The sequence below is a fragment of the Haladaptatus sp. ZSTT2 genome (assembly GCF_037081775.1).
Taxonomy (GTDB): Archaea; Halobacteriota; Halobacteria; order Halobacteriales; family Halococcaceae; genus QDMS2.
In genome coordinates this window covers 1,480,703-1,494,482 of record NZ_JBAMHQ010000001.1, presented here as the reverse complement: position 1 = coordinate 1,494,482, position 13,780 = coordinate 1,480,703, and the positions used below count along the sequence as shown (strand labels likewise).

Here is a 13,780-nt window from a genome sequence, read left to right as displayed (position 1 = left end):
AGCAGTCGCGATGTATGATTCAGTCGTCCGCGCTCACCGACCCATTACTCCCATTTCCAAGCGCCTCGTTCACGGTGCCAGCCGTCTGCTTCAAGATGCCGCGGAAGGCCTTGCGCCGGGCGACGAACAGGCCTCCCCCGAGGACGACGTAGAGCGCCGTGTAGGCGAGCAGGAGTTCGTAGCTCGAAATTGAGAGCGTGATGAGGTCGCGGATGAGCAGGAACTCCATGACGACCTGCGAGACGAACAACACGAGCAAGGCAATCGCCTCGCGCACCGAAATCTCGAAGTTCACGAGCAGGGCGATGGCGAAGAACGACTGGGCTGCGGTCAGCCAGATTTCGCCCGACTGTTTCTGGTCGAACGGGAGTGCGCCGTAGGTTCCGAGGGCGATGGAGTAGACGACCACGAGCGTCCCGATGAGGAGCGTCCACTGGTTGAGTTTCGAGGAGATGAGCGCGTTGAACCCGGCGGTCGAGCGCGCCTTGTTCACGAGGTAAGCGACGACGATGAGTTCGGGCGACTCAGAGGCGAGCGGCGCAATCCACTGAATCATGAAGAAGGACGGAATCCCGACTGCGGTGCCGAGCTCTTCGAGGCCGTGGGCGAACGGTTCGACCGCGGTGAAAATCATCAGCCCGGAGTAGGCAAACAGCACGAAGACGGCTGCAAGGCGCGGCCCGCGGGGGAACTGCTGGAGATAGGCGGGCACGCCCACGTTGTGTTCTTCGGTCTCCACGTCGCCTTTGAGGACGATGAGGATGTAGGTGATGTAGAGACCGACGAGGAACGCCATGTCGAAGATGTCGATGCCGCCGCCGAGCGGGACGAGGAACGCCCAGAGTGTCGCGGCGAGCAGGAAGACGATTTCGAGGCCGACGTCGCGGTCGAGTGTCACCACGTCTGCGAGGAAGCCACTGCGGCGTTCGACGGCCGGGTCGTCCCCAGACCCGCGCCGGAAGATGGTGAAAAGCGCGATTCCGGCCCAGCCGAGACCGATGAGAATGCGATTCGCGCCGGTCATGTTCGCCACGGCGAGGTTTCCGGCTTCGATACCGCGTTCGGTGCCGGCGTACACGCCTGCGTTCCACGCGTAGAGCGCGTCAACCGCGTATTCGGGCGCGACGGCGAGCACCGCCAAGATGGCGATGGCGAACGCCCGGGGAACGTCTTTTTCTGCGGTTTCTGCCCCCCACGCGAGCAGGAAGGATGCGCCGAGGACGGCGAGGCCGCTCACAGCCACGGTGGCCATCGTCGAGAGCGACGGAATCAGCCCCAGCCACACCGCGATCCACGGCAGCGTGAGCGCGACGGTCGCCGCAATCGCACCGAGTGCTTGTCGTTTCATCAGTCGATTCGCCCCTCCTCGTCGCCTGCCTTCCAGCACGCGGATGATACGCGTATCATGTCTGTCTCGAGTAGTGTGTCTCGTCCGTGACAAAGCGCGTCACGTATTTAATCCACAAGCTATCCGTCTTCTTGGCGATTTCGGGTGTGAGCAGCGCTGACGCTCACAAATCCGATGTTTTGCGGGTGGTGGGGGATTTTCCGGATAGAGAGCCTCAAACCCCGATACTCGACTAAATCAGGGGTAGATTGTCGATTTGCTCAATCGAGCACGTCGATGTCCGCGCGTGGGGCGTTCTTCTTCACGCTCTCGATGCCGCGTTCTGCGCCCTGTTTGGTCTGGTAGCCTTCGCCGCTGTCTGCGATGATGTTCCCGTTCGAGGCGACGAGCCGCCAGCGCCACTCGCCTGCGGCGTCTTTGAACAGTTCGAACGTCGGAGTGTTTGCCATACTTGACTCTCGCACGACCAGTACAAAGAAGCGTGGTGTCTCAGATTCGACACGATACGGCGATTCCCTGCCCGAACGGGAGGGCGTAGGTCTCGAACCCGTCGGCGTGTGAAACATGGTCAAAATACGCGGCCACCGCGCGGGTGCGCTCGTTCGGCGCTGGTTCCCCCGAGAGCTTCGCCTCCAAGCCTGCGGGGGTGAGCGGCTGTTCGGTGTCGGTGCTGAGCACGTTGTCTGCGATAATCACCCCGCCCGGTGCGACGGCGTCTCGAATCGCCTCGAATCCCTCGACGTAGTCTGCGGTGTCGTGGTCGAGGACGACGAGGTCGAACGGGCCGCGCGCTTCGCGAGCGAGGGAGATAGCATCGCCCTGTGCGAACGTCGCCTTCTGTGCGAGGCTGCCGCGCTCGAAGTACGCCTCCGCATCCGCGAGCAATCCCGCATCTCGGTCGGTCAGGTTGATCGTTCCGTCTTCGGGGAGTACGCGCGCAATCCAGTACGCAGAATACCCAAACCCAGAGCCGAGTTCGAACACGGTTTTCGCCCCACGCAGGCGAGCACACAGCGCGAGCGTCCGGCCAACTTCTGCGCCGACGATAGGAAACCCCTCGCGGGTCGCTCGCTGTTCCATCTCTGTGAGAATCTCATCCGCGTTCGGCCCGGCCAGTTCGAGGAGTACAGCCACTGCGTCCGAATGGAGTCGAGCCATAGGTGGACTACGCCGATTTCGCTCCTAAGCGTTCCTCCACCTGCACACTCGTGTCATCCAATCACCACAAAACCTACCACGTCGCCACGAGCAGGCGTCGTATGGTCAACTTCGGGCTCATCCTCGGAGGCCTCGTGTTCGCCGGACTGGGCGTCCTCGCCATCCGCGATCCGGAGTTTTTCGCCACCGTCGCCATCTCGCTTCGCTCGGGGCCGATGCAGGAGCCTGGAAGCATCGAACCGTCGGCGGGACAGACCAACTTCGCGCCGTTTGCCGGCGGTTTATTCCTTTTCATCGGCCTCGTGCTGGTCGTCATGGCGGTCTGACTCGTTCCACAACCGTTTTCACCGCCGCAGAGTCGTGTGTCAGGTATGCAAAGCCTCGAGGAAAAACGGGTGTTTGGGGAAAAGACGGGTAAGACCGTCGTCCTCGCGGCCACCGACGTTGGCGTTGCTGCCGTCTCTCTTGCGGGCGAACAGGTCGGACAAATAGAACTCTTAGCGCAGTGTACCGCCCGGGACGTAGCGACGAGCGACGACCAAGTGGCCATCGCCACGGACGAAGACGTACTGCTCCACGACGGCGACGACTTCACCGAAACCTACTTCGGCCCCGCGACCGCCGTCCGATTCAGCGACGGCGTCCTGCTCGCGGGAGCCGAAGACGGGACGCTCGCGCGCTTCGACGCAGGATGGACGACAATCGCGGAACTCGACGCCCGAATCAACGCGATTTCGAGCAACCTCGTCGCCACCGACGCGGGCGTCTGTCAGGTCACCACCGCAGACTGCATCGAAGCCGGACTCTCCTCGGTGCGCGACGTGTCCACCGACGGAACGCCACACGCCGCCACCGCAGACGGCCTCTACTACCTCGGGAACGGCTGGATGGACGCCCTCGACGGCGATTTTTACATGGTCGCCACCGCCGAAGACGGCCGAGCGCACGCCGCCACCGCAGACACATTTTACGCCCACGACGACGAGTGGGACGCCATCTCGCTCCCGGTCCCGGGGCAGGTCGCAGACGTGGCCTACGCCGACGCCACCTACGCCGCGACGGTGGACGGCACGTTCCTCCTCGACGCAGGGGAGGGCTGGCGCACCTACCCGCTTGGCCTGCGTGACGTGCACGCACTCTGCGTGCTGTAGTGGACCGAAAATGGGTTGATGCCGTGGGTGTACCGTTCGACTATGATTGTCAGTGGGTCGGCGTCGCAGGCGCTCGCAGCGGCACTCGCAGCCGAGCTGGGCGAACCACTTGCGATGACCGAAACCGAACACTTTCCGGACGGTGAACTGCTCGCGTCTGTCGGCGCGTTCGACGCTGAGCGCGCCATCATCGTCTCCTCGACCGTTTCGAGCGACGCGCACGTCGAACTGCTCCAACTCCAAGACGCCGCCCGCGAGGCCGGGGCGGAAGAAATCATCACCGTCATCCCGTACATGGGCTACGGCCGACAGGACAAGTCGTTCAAAACGGGCGAACCCGTCTCCGCCCGCGCGATGGCCCGCGCCATCTCCACCGGAACCGACCGGGTCATCACCGTCAATCCGCATGAAGAACTCCTCTGTGACTTTTTCTCCGTTCCCTGCGAGTCGGTTGACGCCGCGCCACACCTCGCAAACGCCCTCCCTGCAGACCTCGACCAACCGGTCTTCCTCGCACCCGACGAGGGGGCCATCGATCTCGCCGCGTCCGTGCGCGACGCCCACGGCGCAGGCGACACCGACTACTTCGTGAAAAAGCGCCTCTCGGGGAGCGACGTGGACATCACCCCAAGCGACACCGACGTGTCCGGGCGCGACGTGGTGCTCGTAGACGACATCATCGCCACCGGGTCGACCATGAGCGAATCCATCGAAATCCTTCAAGGGCGCTCTCCGAATCGCGTCTTTGTCACCTGCGTCCACCCGATGCTCGCCAGCAACGCCCAGACGAAACTCGCGCGCGCGGGCGTCGAAGCGATTTACGGTACGGACACAATCGAGCGCGCCGTGAGCAGCGTGACGGTGGCCCCGGCGATTGCCGAGGCGCTCGAAAACTGACGTTTCGGCGCTGTTGAACTCCTATGCGTTTGACAGTCTTGGCGTGCTGAATAGAGAGAATCTATGAAGTACCAGTTGCTGGTTGGTTTCACGCTATGAGGACTGATTCAGGCGTTCTTCCTCTTCTCGGACCTCGTCAATCCCACAGGAGAAACTCCTTCTGTCGCCGTCTTCTTCTCCGTCTACCACGTCAGGAAACGACGTTTTCTGACGAACGGTCTGCTCGCCTTCATCGTCGTCAACACCCTCTTTTTTACAGCCGTCATCATCAGTGACCGTACTGCACTAGACTACCCTGATAACGCGACCCTCGTCCGAAGATTGCTGGATTGCGTCAAGAAGTTTGTGTGCCTCCAACGCATCCTCAAAGCTGGGAGCAAACGGTTTCCCTTCTTGAATCGCCTCAGCCATGCGTACATACGCCTGTCCCACGTTCTGTGGTGGACCAAACGGTACCGATGCTGGCACTACTCGCAGTCGTTCAGGAACTGGCAGTTCAACAAGCGGTTCGTCGCCTTGCGCACCAACAAGTTTGATCGGCGTGATCTGGGGTAGCCCCTGGGCCGTTGCGATGATTGTTCCCTTACTCCCATACACAGCCATCCGCCACCCGTCTCCATGGAATGGAACAGCTGATAACTGGTACGAGAGGAGTGCGCCATTGGTGAGTACGCCGTTAATAAGAACGTTATCGGCTGCTTCTGCATCGACCATCTCACCAGTATCAGCCATCCGCAACTTCTTCACTCGTGTTGCTACTCTGGCTGAAACCTCAGCTAGTGACCCGAAACAATACGTAATGTAATCAAGCGTGTGTCCACCAATGATTGTCAGTAAATGGGCTCCTCGATGGATCTCACGCTCGTATTCCATCCGAGAGGAGCGGTCAGGGATACTCGTTCCAAGGAATGTCAGCTGAACGGAATGGATGTCGCCTAACCAACCTTCGTCACATAACTCCTTGATGTGAGTAAGGGAAGGATCGTGACGCCCTTGAAGCCCAATTGCTGTGACAACACCTTTAGCGTGTGCGAGTGCCGCCATCTCCTCTGTTTCTGTGAGACTTGCACCGAGCGGCCACTCACAGTAAACGTGCTTTCCAGCGTTTAGTGCTGGCATCACAATTTCGTAATGGCTTGGGATGTTTACAACAGCCGCAATGATGTCGATGTCTGGTTGCGATACCAGTTCATTGATATTATGATATGCACGATCTATACCAAATGCGTCTGCGGCAGCGGCAGCCGATTCGGGACGACTTGTGCAGAGTGCCGCCAACTCGATCCGTTCTATTTCACGCAATGCTGGGATATGCGCAGCTGGTCCCCAGCCTCTGCCAGCGGCATCTGCTCCCACCAATCCTAACTTTAGTTTGTTTGCCATACAGTCCCCTTCCTGAGCTACTGTTCACTCTCCTACGAGAAGAAGATATGTCGCGAACAATATTCTACGTAAAAGTGTAGTTTTCTACTATTCGCTCAGGAGGGATTGCTGGCGGTTCCGAAACAGTCGTTCGGGCGTTGTGCAATACAGAGAGCCGACAACTCACCGATTGACCGGGTTGGAACGCAAAGAGGTCCCTGTCGTATTCTCGCTCTTTATCGGTCGACGCAACCCCTCGATTTCGACCACTCGCTCGTGACCGACTTGCGCCCTCTATTCAGCACGGTCTCAGAAAAAATCAAATAATAGACTATTAAAAAGAATTTATATTTATGTTTTAGGCGTCTGCCTTTTCGATTGCGAGCGTCATCGTGACGCCTTCGACGTCCCATTCTTTGCGGTGGCCGTCTTCGACTGCGCCCACGTCGGTGGCGCGAACCTCGTTTGCGATGAGGTCTTTGTGCGCCGAGACGAGGTCTGCGACGCGCTCGTCTGCGATGTCGTAGTCGAGGCGGATGGCGGCATCTAAGTCTAAGTCGAGGTCTTTGCGCATCTCTTGGACGCGGCGGATGACCTCACGGGCGTAGCCCTCACTCTCGATGTCCTCGGTGAGCGTGGTGTCCACGTACACCGTACCCTGTGCGCCGCCTTCGAGCGAGAAGGGCGCGGCGCTCGTGCCTTCTGGCGTCTTCGTGACGAAGGTGACCATGTCGTCTTCGAGTTCGATGTCCTCGCCGAGTTGCTCGCTCACGGCGTCTTCGAGCACCGACAGCGACGACACCTCGATGCGCGCCTCGTTGAGCGCGTTCATGACCTTCCCGGCGTCGCCGCCGAAGGCGGGTCCGAGGAGGCTCATGTCGGCTTCGGCGCTGTAGTGGAGTTCGCCCCACGACTCTTCGGGGTCGATGACCTCGATGGTGCGGGCGTTGAGGCGGTCTGCGACGAGCGTCGCCTGCGAGCGAACGGCCTCCGCTACCGAATCGTCACCGGCGTCGACGACGATGCGCGTGACTGGCCAGCGGAGTTTGCGCTCTGCTTGCTGGCGGGCGTTCGACCCGGCTTCCTCGACGGCGCGGACGACCTTCATCTCCCACTCCAACGTCTCGTTGTGGAGGGCTGGGTCGTACTCCGGCCAGTCGCACATGTGGACGGTGTCGTAGCCTTCGTCGCCAGTGAGATTCTGGTAGATTTCTTCGGTGATGAACGGCGCGAACGGCGAGAGCAGCGAGACGACTTCTGAGAGGACGTGGTAGAACGTCGTGTACGCCGCCGTCTTCGAGTCTGATTCGGCTTCTTCCCACATGCGCTCGCGGACGACCTGGATGTAGAACCGGGAGACGTCTTCGACGACGAAATCGATGAGCGTCCCGACCGCGCGGTCGTAGCGGAAGTCCTCCATCGACTCGGACATAGCCTGCTTGACCGTCTGCAGGCGCGACAGCAGCCAGCGGTCTTCCTGTTCGAGGGTGAGTTCGGAGACGGTCTGGGCTTCGGGGTCGAACCCGTCCATCCGCATGTACGGCAGCGGGAAGCGGAAGACGTTCCAGAGGATGTTGAGGTGGCGCTGCATGGTCGCCATCTCATCCCACGAAAAGCGCATGTCCTCGCCCTGCGGGTTCACCGAGAGGAGGAACAGGCGCATGGCGTCAGAGCCGTGGCGGTCGATGGCCTCGTGGGGTTCGACGACGTTGCCGACGGATTTCGACATCTTGCGGCCGTCCTTGTCGTTTGCGAAGCCGTGCATGAGCACTTCTTTGTACGGAATCTCGCCGAGTGCGGCGGTGCCCATGCCGAGTTGCGACCAGAACCAGCCGCGCGTCTGGTCGTGGGCCTCGATGATGAGGTCTGCAGGCCAGAGCTCTTCGAACTGCTCGGTCTCGCCGGGATAGTCGAGCGTGCCCCACGAGGCGACCGAGGAGTCGAGCCACACGTCGAACACGTCGGGAACGCGGTGGGCGTCAGAGCCACATTCCGCACACGACATGGTGAGTGGGTCAACCGCCGGGCGGTGGAGGTCAACTTCGCTCGGGTCTACGTCCTGGTGGACGCGTTCTGCGAGTTCTTCGCGCGTGCCGACGACGTTCAGGTGGCCACAGGAAGCGTCGTCACACATCCAGATTGGGATGGGGATGCCCCAGTAGCGCTGGCGCGAAACGTTCCAGTCGCGGGCGTTTTCGACCCAGTCACGGAAGCGGTTGTCGCGCGCCCAGTCGGGGTGCCACTCCGAGTCTTCGATGTTGGCTAAGAGTTCGTCTTTGATGTCGCTGACGGTGATGAACCACTGGTCGGTGGCGAGGAAGACGATGTCCGTGTCACAGCGCCAACAATGGCCGTAGCGGTGGCGGTGCGTGCCTGAAGCAAGAAGCAAGTTTTTGGCTTCCAAGTCGGCGATGACGTCGTCGTTCGCGTCGCGGACGAACTCGCCTTCGTACTTGCCGCCGAGTTCGGTGAACGTCCCGTCACCGCCAACGGGACAGAAGATGTCGAGGCCTAGTTCTTTGCCGCGCTCGAAGTCCTCTTGCCCGTGGCCGGGTGCGGAGTGGACGAGCCCCGTGCGGTCTGCTTCGACGTAGTCTGCGGTGTACACCTGCCCCGCGCCCTCGAAGGCGGCGTGGTCTGGCACTTCCTCTGCGAGCGGGTGGTCGTACTCCCAGCCGACCATCTCCGCGCCCGTGACTTCGTCTACGACTTCAAAGTCGTCGTAGCGCCCCTCTTTGAGCGCGCCTTCGACGCACGGCTCTGCGAGGTAGAGCACCTCGCTTTCACCGTCCTTGGTCGCTTTCACCGCCTGATAGGTCATGTCTTCGCCAACCGCGACGAACGTGTTCGCCGGGATGGTCCACGGGGTGGTCGTCCAGATGACGAGGGAGCCTTCGCGGTCGCGGAGGGGGAACTTGACGTAGATGGAGGGCGATTCGATTTCGTCGTACTCCACCTCTGCGTCCGCGATGGCGGTCTCACAGCGTGGACACTGGTTGATGGAGCGTTTGCCGAGTTCGACCAGCCCGCGCTCTGCGGCCTGCTTGAAGCCCCACCACGCGGCTTCCATGTACTCGGGGGAGACGGTGCGGTACGGGTTGTCCCAGTCCATCCAGACGCCGAAGGACTTGAAATCGTTCTGGAGGCCTTCCAGATTATCGTCGGCGAACTGCTTGCACTCGTCGATGAAGTTCTCGATGCCGAACGCCTCGATGTCTTTCTTGTTCTCGAAGCCGAGTTTCTCCTCGACTTTCGTCTCGATGGGGAGCCCGTGCATGTCGTAGCCGGGGCGGTCGGTGACGTTGTAGCCGCACATCCGCTTGTAGCGAATGGTGGCGTCTTTCAGCGTCTTGTTCCACGTCGTCCCCATATGGGCCGCCCCGGAGGTGTAGGGTGGGCCATCGACGAAGAAGAACGTCTCAGCCTCCTCTCGGTGCTGTTTCGTCTGCTCGTAGGCGGAAACGTCGTCCCAGTAGGAGAACACCCGTTCCTCTACGGCGTCGGGGTCGTACTGGTCGTCGACGTCAGCAAACCTGCTCATACACTGGTGAACCCTCTCAGGCATTAAAGGAGAATCGGTTAGACTGTTCGGCCTGTGGCTGTCCGGCGCAGGGGTATCACTCGGGCAGGTGTCTGCAAAATCGACTCACAACAGGCTCAGGTATCGCTCGTTCCGAGCGCGAACAGCGCCGGAAGCAGCTTTTCGCGGCCGACTAAGGCGACGCCGAGGTAGCCAAGCACGAGGCCCATATACGCGAACCACAGCCCCATCGTGAGGTTGCCCGCCGTGATGTTTTCGATGCCCGTGAACTCTGCGGCGAGACTGAGCGTGGTGATTGCTCCTGCGCTCACAGCATAGAGCATCACCGCAAACAGCTCTGCGGCCATATCGACGATGAGTTCTTTCATATCCACACAAATTGGGCGGGGTATTATCTACTTTGCGTGCTGGTATGTCACACTCAATCGCAGAACATTTTAGCCTGAGACTGCCGAGTAGCGGATATGGGACGCTACGGGAAGATTGACTATTCCACTGTGACGAAATTCGGATTTTTGGCAAGCCTCGGCCTCTTTGCGCTCGGTGCGGGCGGCGAACTCATCGGCCACGCGCTGTACGCCTCGCTGCCCGCGTGGGAAGAAACGCTGTTTTTCGACCTCGAAGTGATTGGCGTGCTCGGCGCACTCCTCGTGCCACTGTTTTTCGGCATCATCCTGCCGCTGACCGAGTGAGCTACACAGACTGTCAGAAAGTTCATACGTTCCAGCTACTTTGATAGTCTTTCCAGTCGTCATAGTACTGGGGAAATGAACACAGAGATGGGGACTGGGGGACGTAGCGAGCGCATCGCTTCTGAATTGAATTACGCACACCACGTGAGCGTGGAGCCACTCGAACTGGTTGAATTTTTACGCCAGCGAGCGGGCAGTTCGCTGTCGTGGGTCGCCGCCTACGAGGACGGCCATGAGACGCTGTATCTGCATTCGACCGCCGAAACGGGCGAGACCGCTGTGCTGGACATTGTGTCCCAGCTTCGCGGCGACGTCCCACGGACGACGGCGTTCTCGTCGCCGTACGACGCGCTCAAAGCGACCGTCCGCGTGTTCGAAGACGCCGTCGTTGTCCACCTCCCACAGGGTGAATCCTGTGGGGTTGCCGCGGGCTTTGACCCGGACGCGGCGCGCATCCTCCGGGGCTTCATCGACGACTGTGAACGCTACCTGTAGGAGTTAACGTCCATCTGACCGTAGCACCACGCATGGTGGCGTTTCCAGACCCGGCAACGCGCAACGAACTCGCAGCGACGTGTCTGCGCTGTCCCGCGCTCGTCGAAGCGCGCGAGTGCATCTCGTGGGGCAACGGGCCGCTCGACGCCGACCTCGTTGTTGTGGGAGAAGCGCCCGCTGCGGGCGACCCTGACACACCACCGTGGAAAGGCGGCAACTGGACGGGGATGGCTTACACCTCGAAACACTCGGGCCAGAAGGTGCGCCGCCTCGTCGCAGACCTCGGCTACGCCGAGTCGTGTTACTACACAAACGCGGTGAAGTGCTACCCGAAAGACGGTGAGTCGAATCGCGCACCCACCAACACGGAACTCGAAAACTGCCGGACACACCTCGAAACCGAACTGTCACAGATTCAGCCGACCGCCGTACTCACGACTGGAAAACACGCGACAAAAACCGTCCTCGCCATGGAATCGCGCCGCCTCGACGGGTTTCTCGATGCGGTGCTCGCGCCCATCGACTGCCCGGGTCTCGGCGTTACGGTACTTCCACTCCTCCATCCGTCCTACCAAGAGGTCTGGCTCTCGCGGCTCGGCTACACCTACGAGGCGTATCTCAAGGCCATCCGCGAGCAACTCGCCGCGCGCTAAGTGCCCGCGCATTTTTCTCACCCGCGGGCGTCTCTCCGCACAATGTCCGTCGATTACGACGCGCTGGCTCGCCTCCGCGAACAGGACATCACCCACACCCGCGAGTTCACGGTCGAACCCCACCACACGACCACCGTCTTCGGCGAGCAGACAGACCCCGCCGGGAAACCCGCCGCCGCAGACGCCACGCCCGAGGAAGCCGTCCGCGTGCTCGGGTCGCCCTTTGTCGTCTCGTTTGCCGAGTTCACCGGCCGCGAATCGCTCCACGGCTTGCTTCCGAAGGGAACTGGAACCGTTGGCGAGTACGTCGGTCTCAATCATCGAAGCGCCGCGCCCGTCGGCGCGACTGTCACCGTCGAAACCCGGCTCACGGAGGTAGACGGGCCGAAGCTCTTTCTCGACGCGACGGTTTCGAGTGGGGGGCGCGTGCTCGGAGCAGTGGACCTCGTCTTTCGCGTCGTCGACCGCGAGCGATTTCGCGCCTCCCTCTGACTTTATGCGGGATGCCACCGCATCTCTCACCATGTACGACGACGAGACGCTTGCGGCGGTTCGTGCACAACTCTCTCGCGTGGCGGCGTACGAGTTCTACGCAGATACCTACGCGGAGGCGGGCATCGACCCGGAAGCCGTGTCCTCGTGGGAGGAGTTCCGAAATCTTCCCTTTACCTCGGGCGAGGACCTCGAAGCCGATTTCGAGGCACATCCACCCGAAGGCTCGTGTTACCCCGGCGACTCGATGATTTGCTTTACGCCGATGGGCGACGACCTCAAACCCGTTTTCGACACGCCCGAAGACCTGAACCACATGGCGGCGGTCAACGCCACCCTCTTCGAGCAGGCGGGTATCTCGCGGGGCGACCGCGTCCTCAACACCTTTGGCTACCACCTGTTCGGGACGGGGCTGCTCATCCATCGCGGCTTAGAACAACTCGGCGCAGAGGTCATCCCCCTTGGCCCGGGCGACTCAGAACAGGCCGCGAGCGTCATCGACGAATACGGGGTAGACGCGCTCATCGGCAATCCGAGCTACGCGCTCAAAATCGGCGCGGCAGGCGGGCAGGTCGACCACTTTATCGGCGCAGGCGAGCCGTTCACGTCGATTCCGGGCATGCGCGAGCAGGTCAAAGACGCCCTCGGCTGTGAGACGGCGTGTGACTACTTCGGGTCGCGCCAGATTCTCCCCGTCGCCGCAGAAACCGCCGCAGAAGACGGGCTGTACGTCGCTTCAGACTACGCGCTGGTCGAACTCATCGACCCGGACACGGGCGAGGTGCTCGAACCGGGCAACCGCGGCGAACTCGTCGTCACGCACGTGAAAAAGGAGGGCGCACCGCTCGTCCGGTATCGCACCGGCGACCTCGCTGACCTTGACGTGCGCGACGGGAAAGTCGTCCTCCCGAACGGCGTCATCGGGCGTACAGACGGCCGCCTGAAGGTCAAAGGCGTGAAGCTCTACCCCGAAGCCATCGGCCTCGTCCTCGCCGGTTTCGACGGCCTCACCGGGACCTACCGGCTCACCGTCTCGCGTCCCGAATCGACCGACCACCTTGCCATCGTCTGTGAGGGCGAGGCGGACACGGAGGAACTCCGCGCCGCACTCGCAGACCGCCTGCTCATCAAGCCAAACGAAGTCGAGTGTGTCGAGGAACTCGAAGACGGCCCGTCGGTGGTCGACGAACGCTACTAGTTATCCAGCCATCGTCAGGCCGCCCGATACCGAGAGCACCTGTCCGGTGACGAAACTCGCGTCGTCTGCGGCGAAGAAGGCGACCGCCGCCGCCACGTCTTCCGGCTCGGTCATCCGGCCGAGCGGAATCTGCTTTGCCATGCTTCCGAGAATCTTCTCTGCGAGGTCGGACTCCTCGCGCATGGTGCGCGTGAGCGGCGTGTCTGCGGGGCCGGGCGCGACGACGTTGCACGTGATCTGGTTGCGCGCAAGTTCGCGGGCGAGCGTTTTCGTGAACGCAATCACGCCGCCTTTCGCCCCGGCGTAGACGGCCTCACCGGAGCTTCCGACCCGCCCCGCGTCGGAGGCGATGTTGATGATTCGCCCGCCGTCGTCGCGGTCGGTCATGAGTTCGGCCGCCGCCCGCGAGCAGTAGATTTGCCCCTTCAGGTTGATGTCGATGATGCGGTCCCAGACGGCCGGGTCTTGAGTCATGAACCACTCGATGCGGTCCCAGCCAGCGTTGTTCACGAGTACGTCGAGACTGCCCGTCTGCTCGACAGTCGCTTGCATGGCCGCGCGCACGTCGTCGAGGTCGGTCACGTCCGCGACGGCGGCGAACGCCTCTCCGCCCGCGTCGGTGATTTGTTCGACCGTTTCTGTGGCCCGCTCTTCGTCAATGTCGTTGACCGCCACCGTCACCCCTTCCTCGGCCAGTCGCGTTGCAATCGCCCGTCCGATACCACCGCCGCTCCCCGTCACAAACGCCGTTTTTCCAGTGAGTCCGCGCATGCTGAAATCGACTCCCGCAGAG

The 13,780-nt window shown here is 61.6% G+C and carries 15 protein-coding genes; 8 read left to right on the top strand and 7 right to left on the bottom strand.

From position 1 onward, the window contains the following. Positions 1-19: 19 nt before the first annotated feature. The 3 genes from V5N13_RS08155 to V5N13_RS08145 form a co-directional block, all read right to left on the bottom strand. Positions 20-1,348, bottom strand: coding sequence for a sodium:calcium antiporter (locus V5N13_RS08155; protein WP_336360362.1), 1,329 nt, complete (start codon positions 1,346-1,348; stop codon positions 20-22). 260 nt (positions 1,349-1,608) lie between these two features. Beyond that, complete coding sequence (locus tag V5N13_RS08150; RefSeq protein ID WP_332897407.1) at positions 1,609-1,797, bottom strand: HVO_2922 family protein; 189 nt, start codon at positions 1,795-1,797, stop codon at positions 1,609-1,611. A 40-nt stretch (positions 1,798-1,837) separates the two neighbouring features. Continuing rightward, entirely contained in the window at positions 1,838-2,506 is a 669-nt protein-coding gene (locus V5N13_RS08145; protein ID WP_336360361.1) for an O-methyltransferase, read from the bottom strand. A 101-nt stretch (positions 2,507-2,607) separates the two neighbouring features. On the opposite strand from V5N13_RS08145, the gene V5N13_RS08140 reads away from it, so the two are divergent. From V5N13_RS08140 to V5N13_RS08130, 3 genes are read left to right on the top strand one after another with little or no spacing between them, the layout of a single operon-like run. Beyond that, complete coding sequence (locus V5N13_RS08140) at positions 2,608-2,832, top strand: hypothetical protein (RefSeq protein WP_336360360.1); 225 nt, start codon at positions 2,608-2,610, stop codon at positions 2,830-2,832. Between the two features lie 45 nt (positions 2,833-2,877). Further along, on the top strand, positions 2,878-3,657 hold the full coding sequence (locus tag V5N13_RS08135) for an HVO_0234 family beta-propeller protein (protein ID WP_336360359.1): 780 nt from the start codon (positions 2,878-2,880) through the stop codon (positions 3,655-3,657). A 42-nt stretch (positions 3,658-3,699) separates the two neighbouring features. After that, positions 3,700-4,554 (top strand): ribose-phosphate diphosphokinase, encoded by an 855-nt coding sequence (locus V5N13_RS08130; RefSeq protein WP_336360358.1) that lies wholly within the window; start codon positions 3,700-3,702, stop codon positions 4,552-4,554. A gap of 285 nt (positions 4,555-4,839) precedes the next feature. Here the strand turns inward: V5N13_RS08130 and V5N13_RS08125 are convergent, their stop codons facing one another. From V5N13_RS08125 to V5N13_RS08115, 3 genes are all read right to left on the bottom strand, one after another. Beyond that, a complete protein-coding gene (locus tag V5N13_RS08125; protein WP_336360357.1) occupies positions 4,840-5,937 on the bottom strand; it encodes a Gfo/Idh/MocA family protein in 1,098 nt (365 codons plus the stop codon). Positions 5,938-6,274: 337 nt separating this feature from the next. Beyond that, complete coding sequence (ileS, locus tag V5N13_RS08120) at positions 6,275-9,457, bottom strand: isoleucine--tRNA ligase (RefSeq protein ID WP_336360356.1); 3,183 nt, start codon at positions 9,455-9,457, stop codon at positions 6,275-6,277. A 116-nt stretch (positions 9,458-9,573) separates the two neighbouring features. After that, positions 9,574-9,825: a hypothetical protein gene (locus tag V5N13_RS08115; protein ID WP_336360355.1), complete on the bottom strand. Its 252-nt coding sequence runs from the start codon at positions 9,823-9,825 to the stop codon at positions 9,574-9,576. A gap of 96 nt (positions 9,826-9,921) precedes the next feature. On the opposite strand from V5N13_RS08115, the gene V5N13_RS08110 reads away from it, so the two are divergent. From V5N13_RS08110 to V5N13_RS08090, 5 genes are all read left to right on the top strand, one after another. Next, entirely contained in the window at positions 9,922-10,149 is a 228-nt protein-coding gene (locus V5N13_RS08110; RefSeq protein WP_332897400.1) for a DUF7860 family protein, read from the top strand. Positions 10,150-10,224: 75 nt separating this feature from the next. Further along, the gene (locus V5N13_RS08105) at positions 10,225-10,644 is read left to right on the top strand and encodes a hypothetical protein (protein ID WP_336360354.1); all 420 of its coding nucleotides are present in this window, start codon (positions 10,225-10,227) and stop codon (positions 10,642-10,644) included. A 32-nt stretch (positions 10,645-10,676) separates the two neighbouring features. Continuing rightward, positions 10,677-11,297 carry a uracil-DNA glycosylase gene (locus V5N13_RS08100; protein ID WP_336360353.1) on the top strand — a complete coding sequence of 207 codons (621 nt, stop codon included), beginning with the start codon at positions 10,677-10,679 and terminating at the stop codon, positions 11,295-11,297. Positions 11,298-11,339: 42 nt separating this feature from the next. After that, positions 11,340-11,789 carry a thioesterase family protein gene (locus V5N13_RS08095; RefSeq protein ID WP_336360352.1) on the top strand — a complete coding sequence of 150 codons (450 nt, stop codon included), beginning with the start codon at positions 11,340-11,342 and terminating at the stop codon, positions 11,787-11,789. A gap of 31 nt (positions 11,790-11,820) precedes the next feature. Then, on the top strand, positions 11,821-12,987 hold the full coding sequence (locus V5N13_RS08090; protein WP_332897396.1) for a phenylacetate--CoA ligase family protein: 1,167 nt from the start codon (positions 11,821-11,823) through the stop codon (positions 12,985-12,987). Here the strand turns inward: V5N13_RS08090 and V5N13_RS08085 are convergent, their stop codons facing one another. After that, a complete protein-coding gene (locus V5N13_RS08085; RefSeq protein WP_336360351.1) occupies positions 12,988-13,758 on the bottom strand; it encodes an SDR family NAD(P)-dependent oxidoreductase in 771 nt (256 codons plus the stop codon). Positions 13,759-13,780: the final 22 nt, after the last annotated feature.

What these genes read in the sequence shown, in the direction of transcription:
- V5N13_RS08155 (WP_336360362.1), bottom strand. Translation starts at nt 1,348, where the DNA reads ATGAAACGACAAGCACTCGGTGCGATTGCGGCGACCGTCGCGCTCACG.
- V5N13_RS08150 (WP_332897407.1), bottom strand. Translation starts at nt 1,797, where the DNA reads ATGGCAAACACTCCGACGTTCGAACTGTTCAAAGACGCCGCAGGCGAG.
- V5N13_RS08145 (WP_336360361.1), bottom strand. Translation starts at nt 2,506, where the DNA reads ATGGCTCGACTCCATTCGGACGCAGTGGCTGTACTCCTCGAACTGGCC.
- V5N13_RS08140 (WP_336360360.1), top strand. Translation starts at nt 2,608, where the DNA reads ATGGTCAACTTCGGGCTCATCCTCGGAGGCCTCGTGTTCGCCGGACTG.
- V5N13_RS08135 (WP_336360359.1), top strand. Translation starts at nt 2,878, where the DNA reads ATGCAAAGCCTCGAGGAAAAACGGGTGTTTGGGGAAAAGACGGGTAAG.
- V5N13_RS08130 (WP_336360358.1), top strand. Translation starts at nt 3,700, where the DNA reads ATGATTGTCAGTGGGTCGGCGTCGCAGGCGCTCGCAGCGGCACTCGCA.
- V5N13_RS08125 (WP_336360357.1), bottom strand. Translation starts at nt 5,937, where the DNA reads ATGGCAAACAAACTAAAGTTAGGATTGGTGGGAGCAGATGCCGCTGGC.
- ileS (WP_336360356.1), bottom strand. Translation starts at nt 9,457, where the DNA reads ATGAGCAGGTTTGCTGACGTCGACGACCAGTACGACCCCGACGCCGTA.
- V5N13_RS08115 (WP_336360355.1), bottom strand. Translation starts at nt 9,825, where the DNA reads ATGAAAGAACTCATCGTCGATATGGCCGCAGAGCTGTTTGCGGTGATG.
- V5N13_RS08110 (WP_332897400.1), top strand. Translation starts at nt 9,922, where the DNA reads ATGGGACGCTACGGGAAGATTGACTATTCCACTGTGACGAAATTCGGA.
- V5N13_RS08105 (WP_336360354.1), top strand. Translation starts at nt 10,225, where the DNA reads ATGAACACAGAGATGGGGACTGGGGGACGTAGCGAGCGCATCGCTTCT.
- V5N13_RS08100 (WP_336360353.1), top strand. Translation starts at nt 10,677, where the DNA reads ATGGTGGCGTTTCCAGACCCGGCAACGCGCAACGAACTCGCAGCGACG.
- V5N13_RS08095 (WP_336360352.1), top strand. Translation starts at nt 11,340, where the DNA reads ATGTCCGTCGATTACGACGCGCTGGCTCGCCTCCGCGAACAGGACATC.
- V5N13_RS08090 (WP_332897396.1), top strand. Translation starts at nt 11,821, where the DNA reads ATGTACGACGACGAGACGCTTGCGGCGGTTCGTGCACAACTCTCTCGC.
- V5N13_RS08085 (WP_336360351.1), bottom strand. Translation starts at nt 13,758, where the DNA reads ATGCGCGGACTCACTGGAAAAACGGCGTTTGTGACGGGGAGCGGCGGT.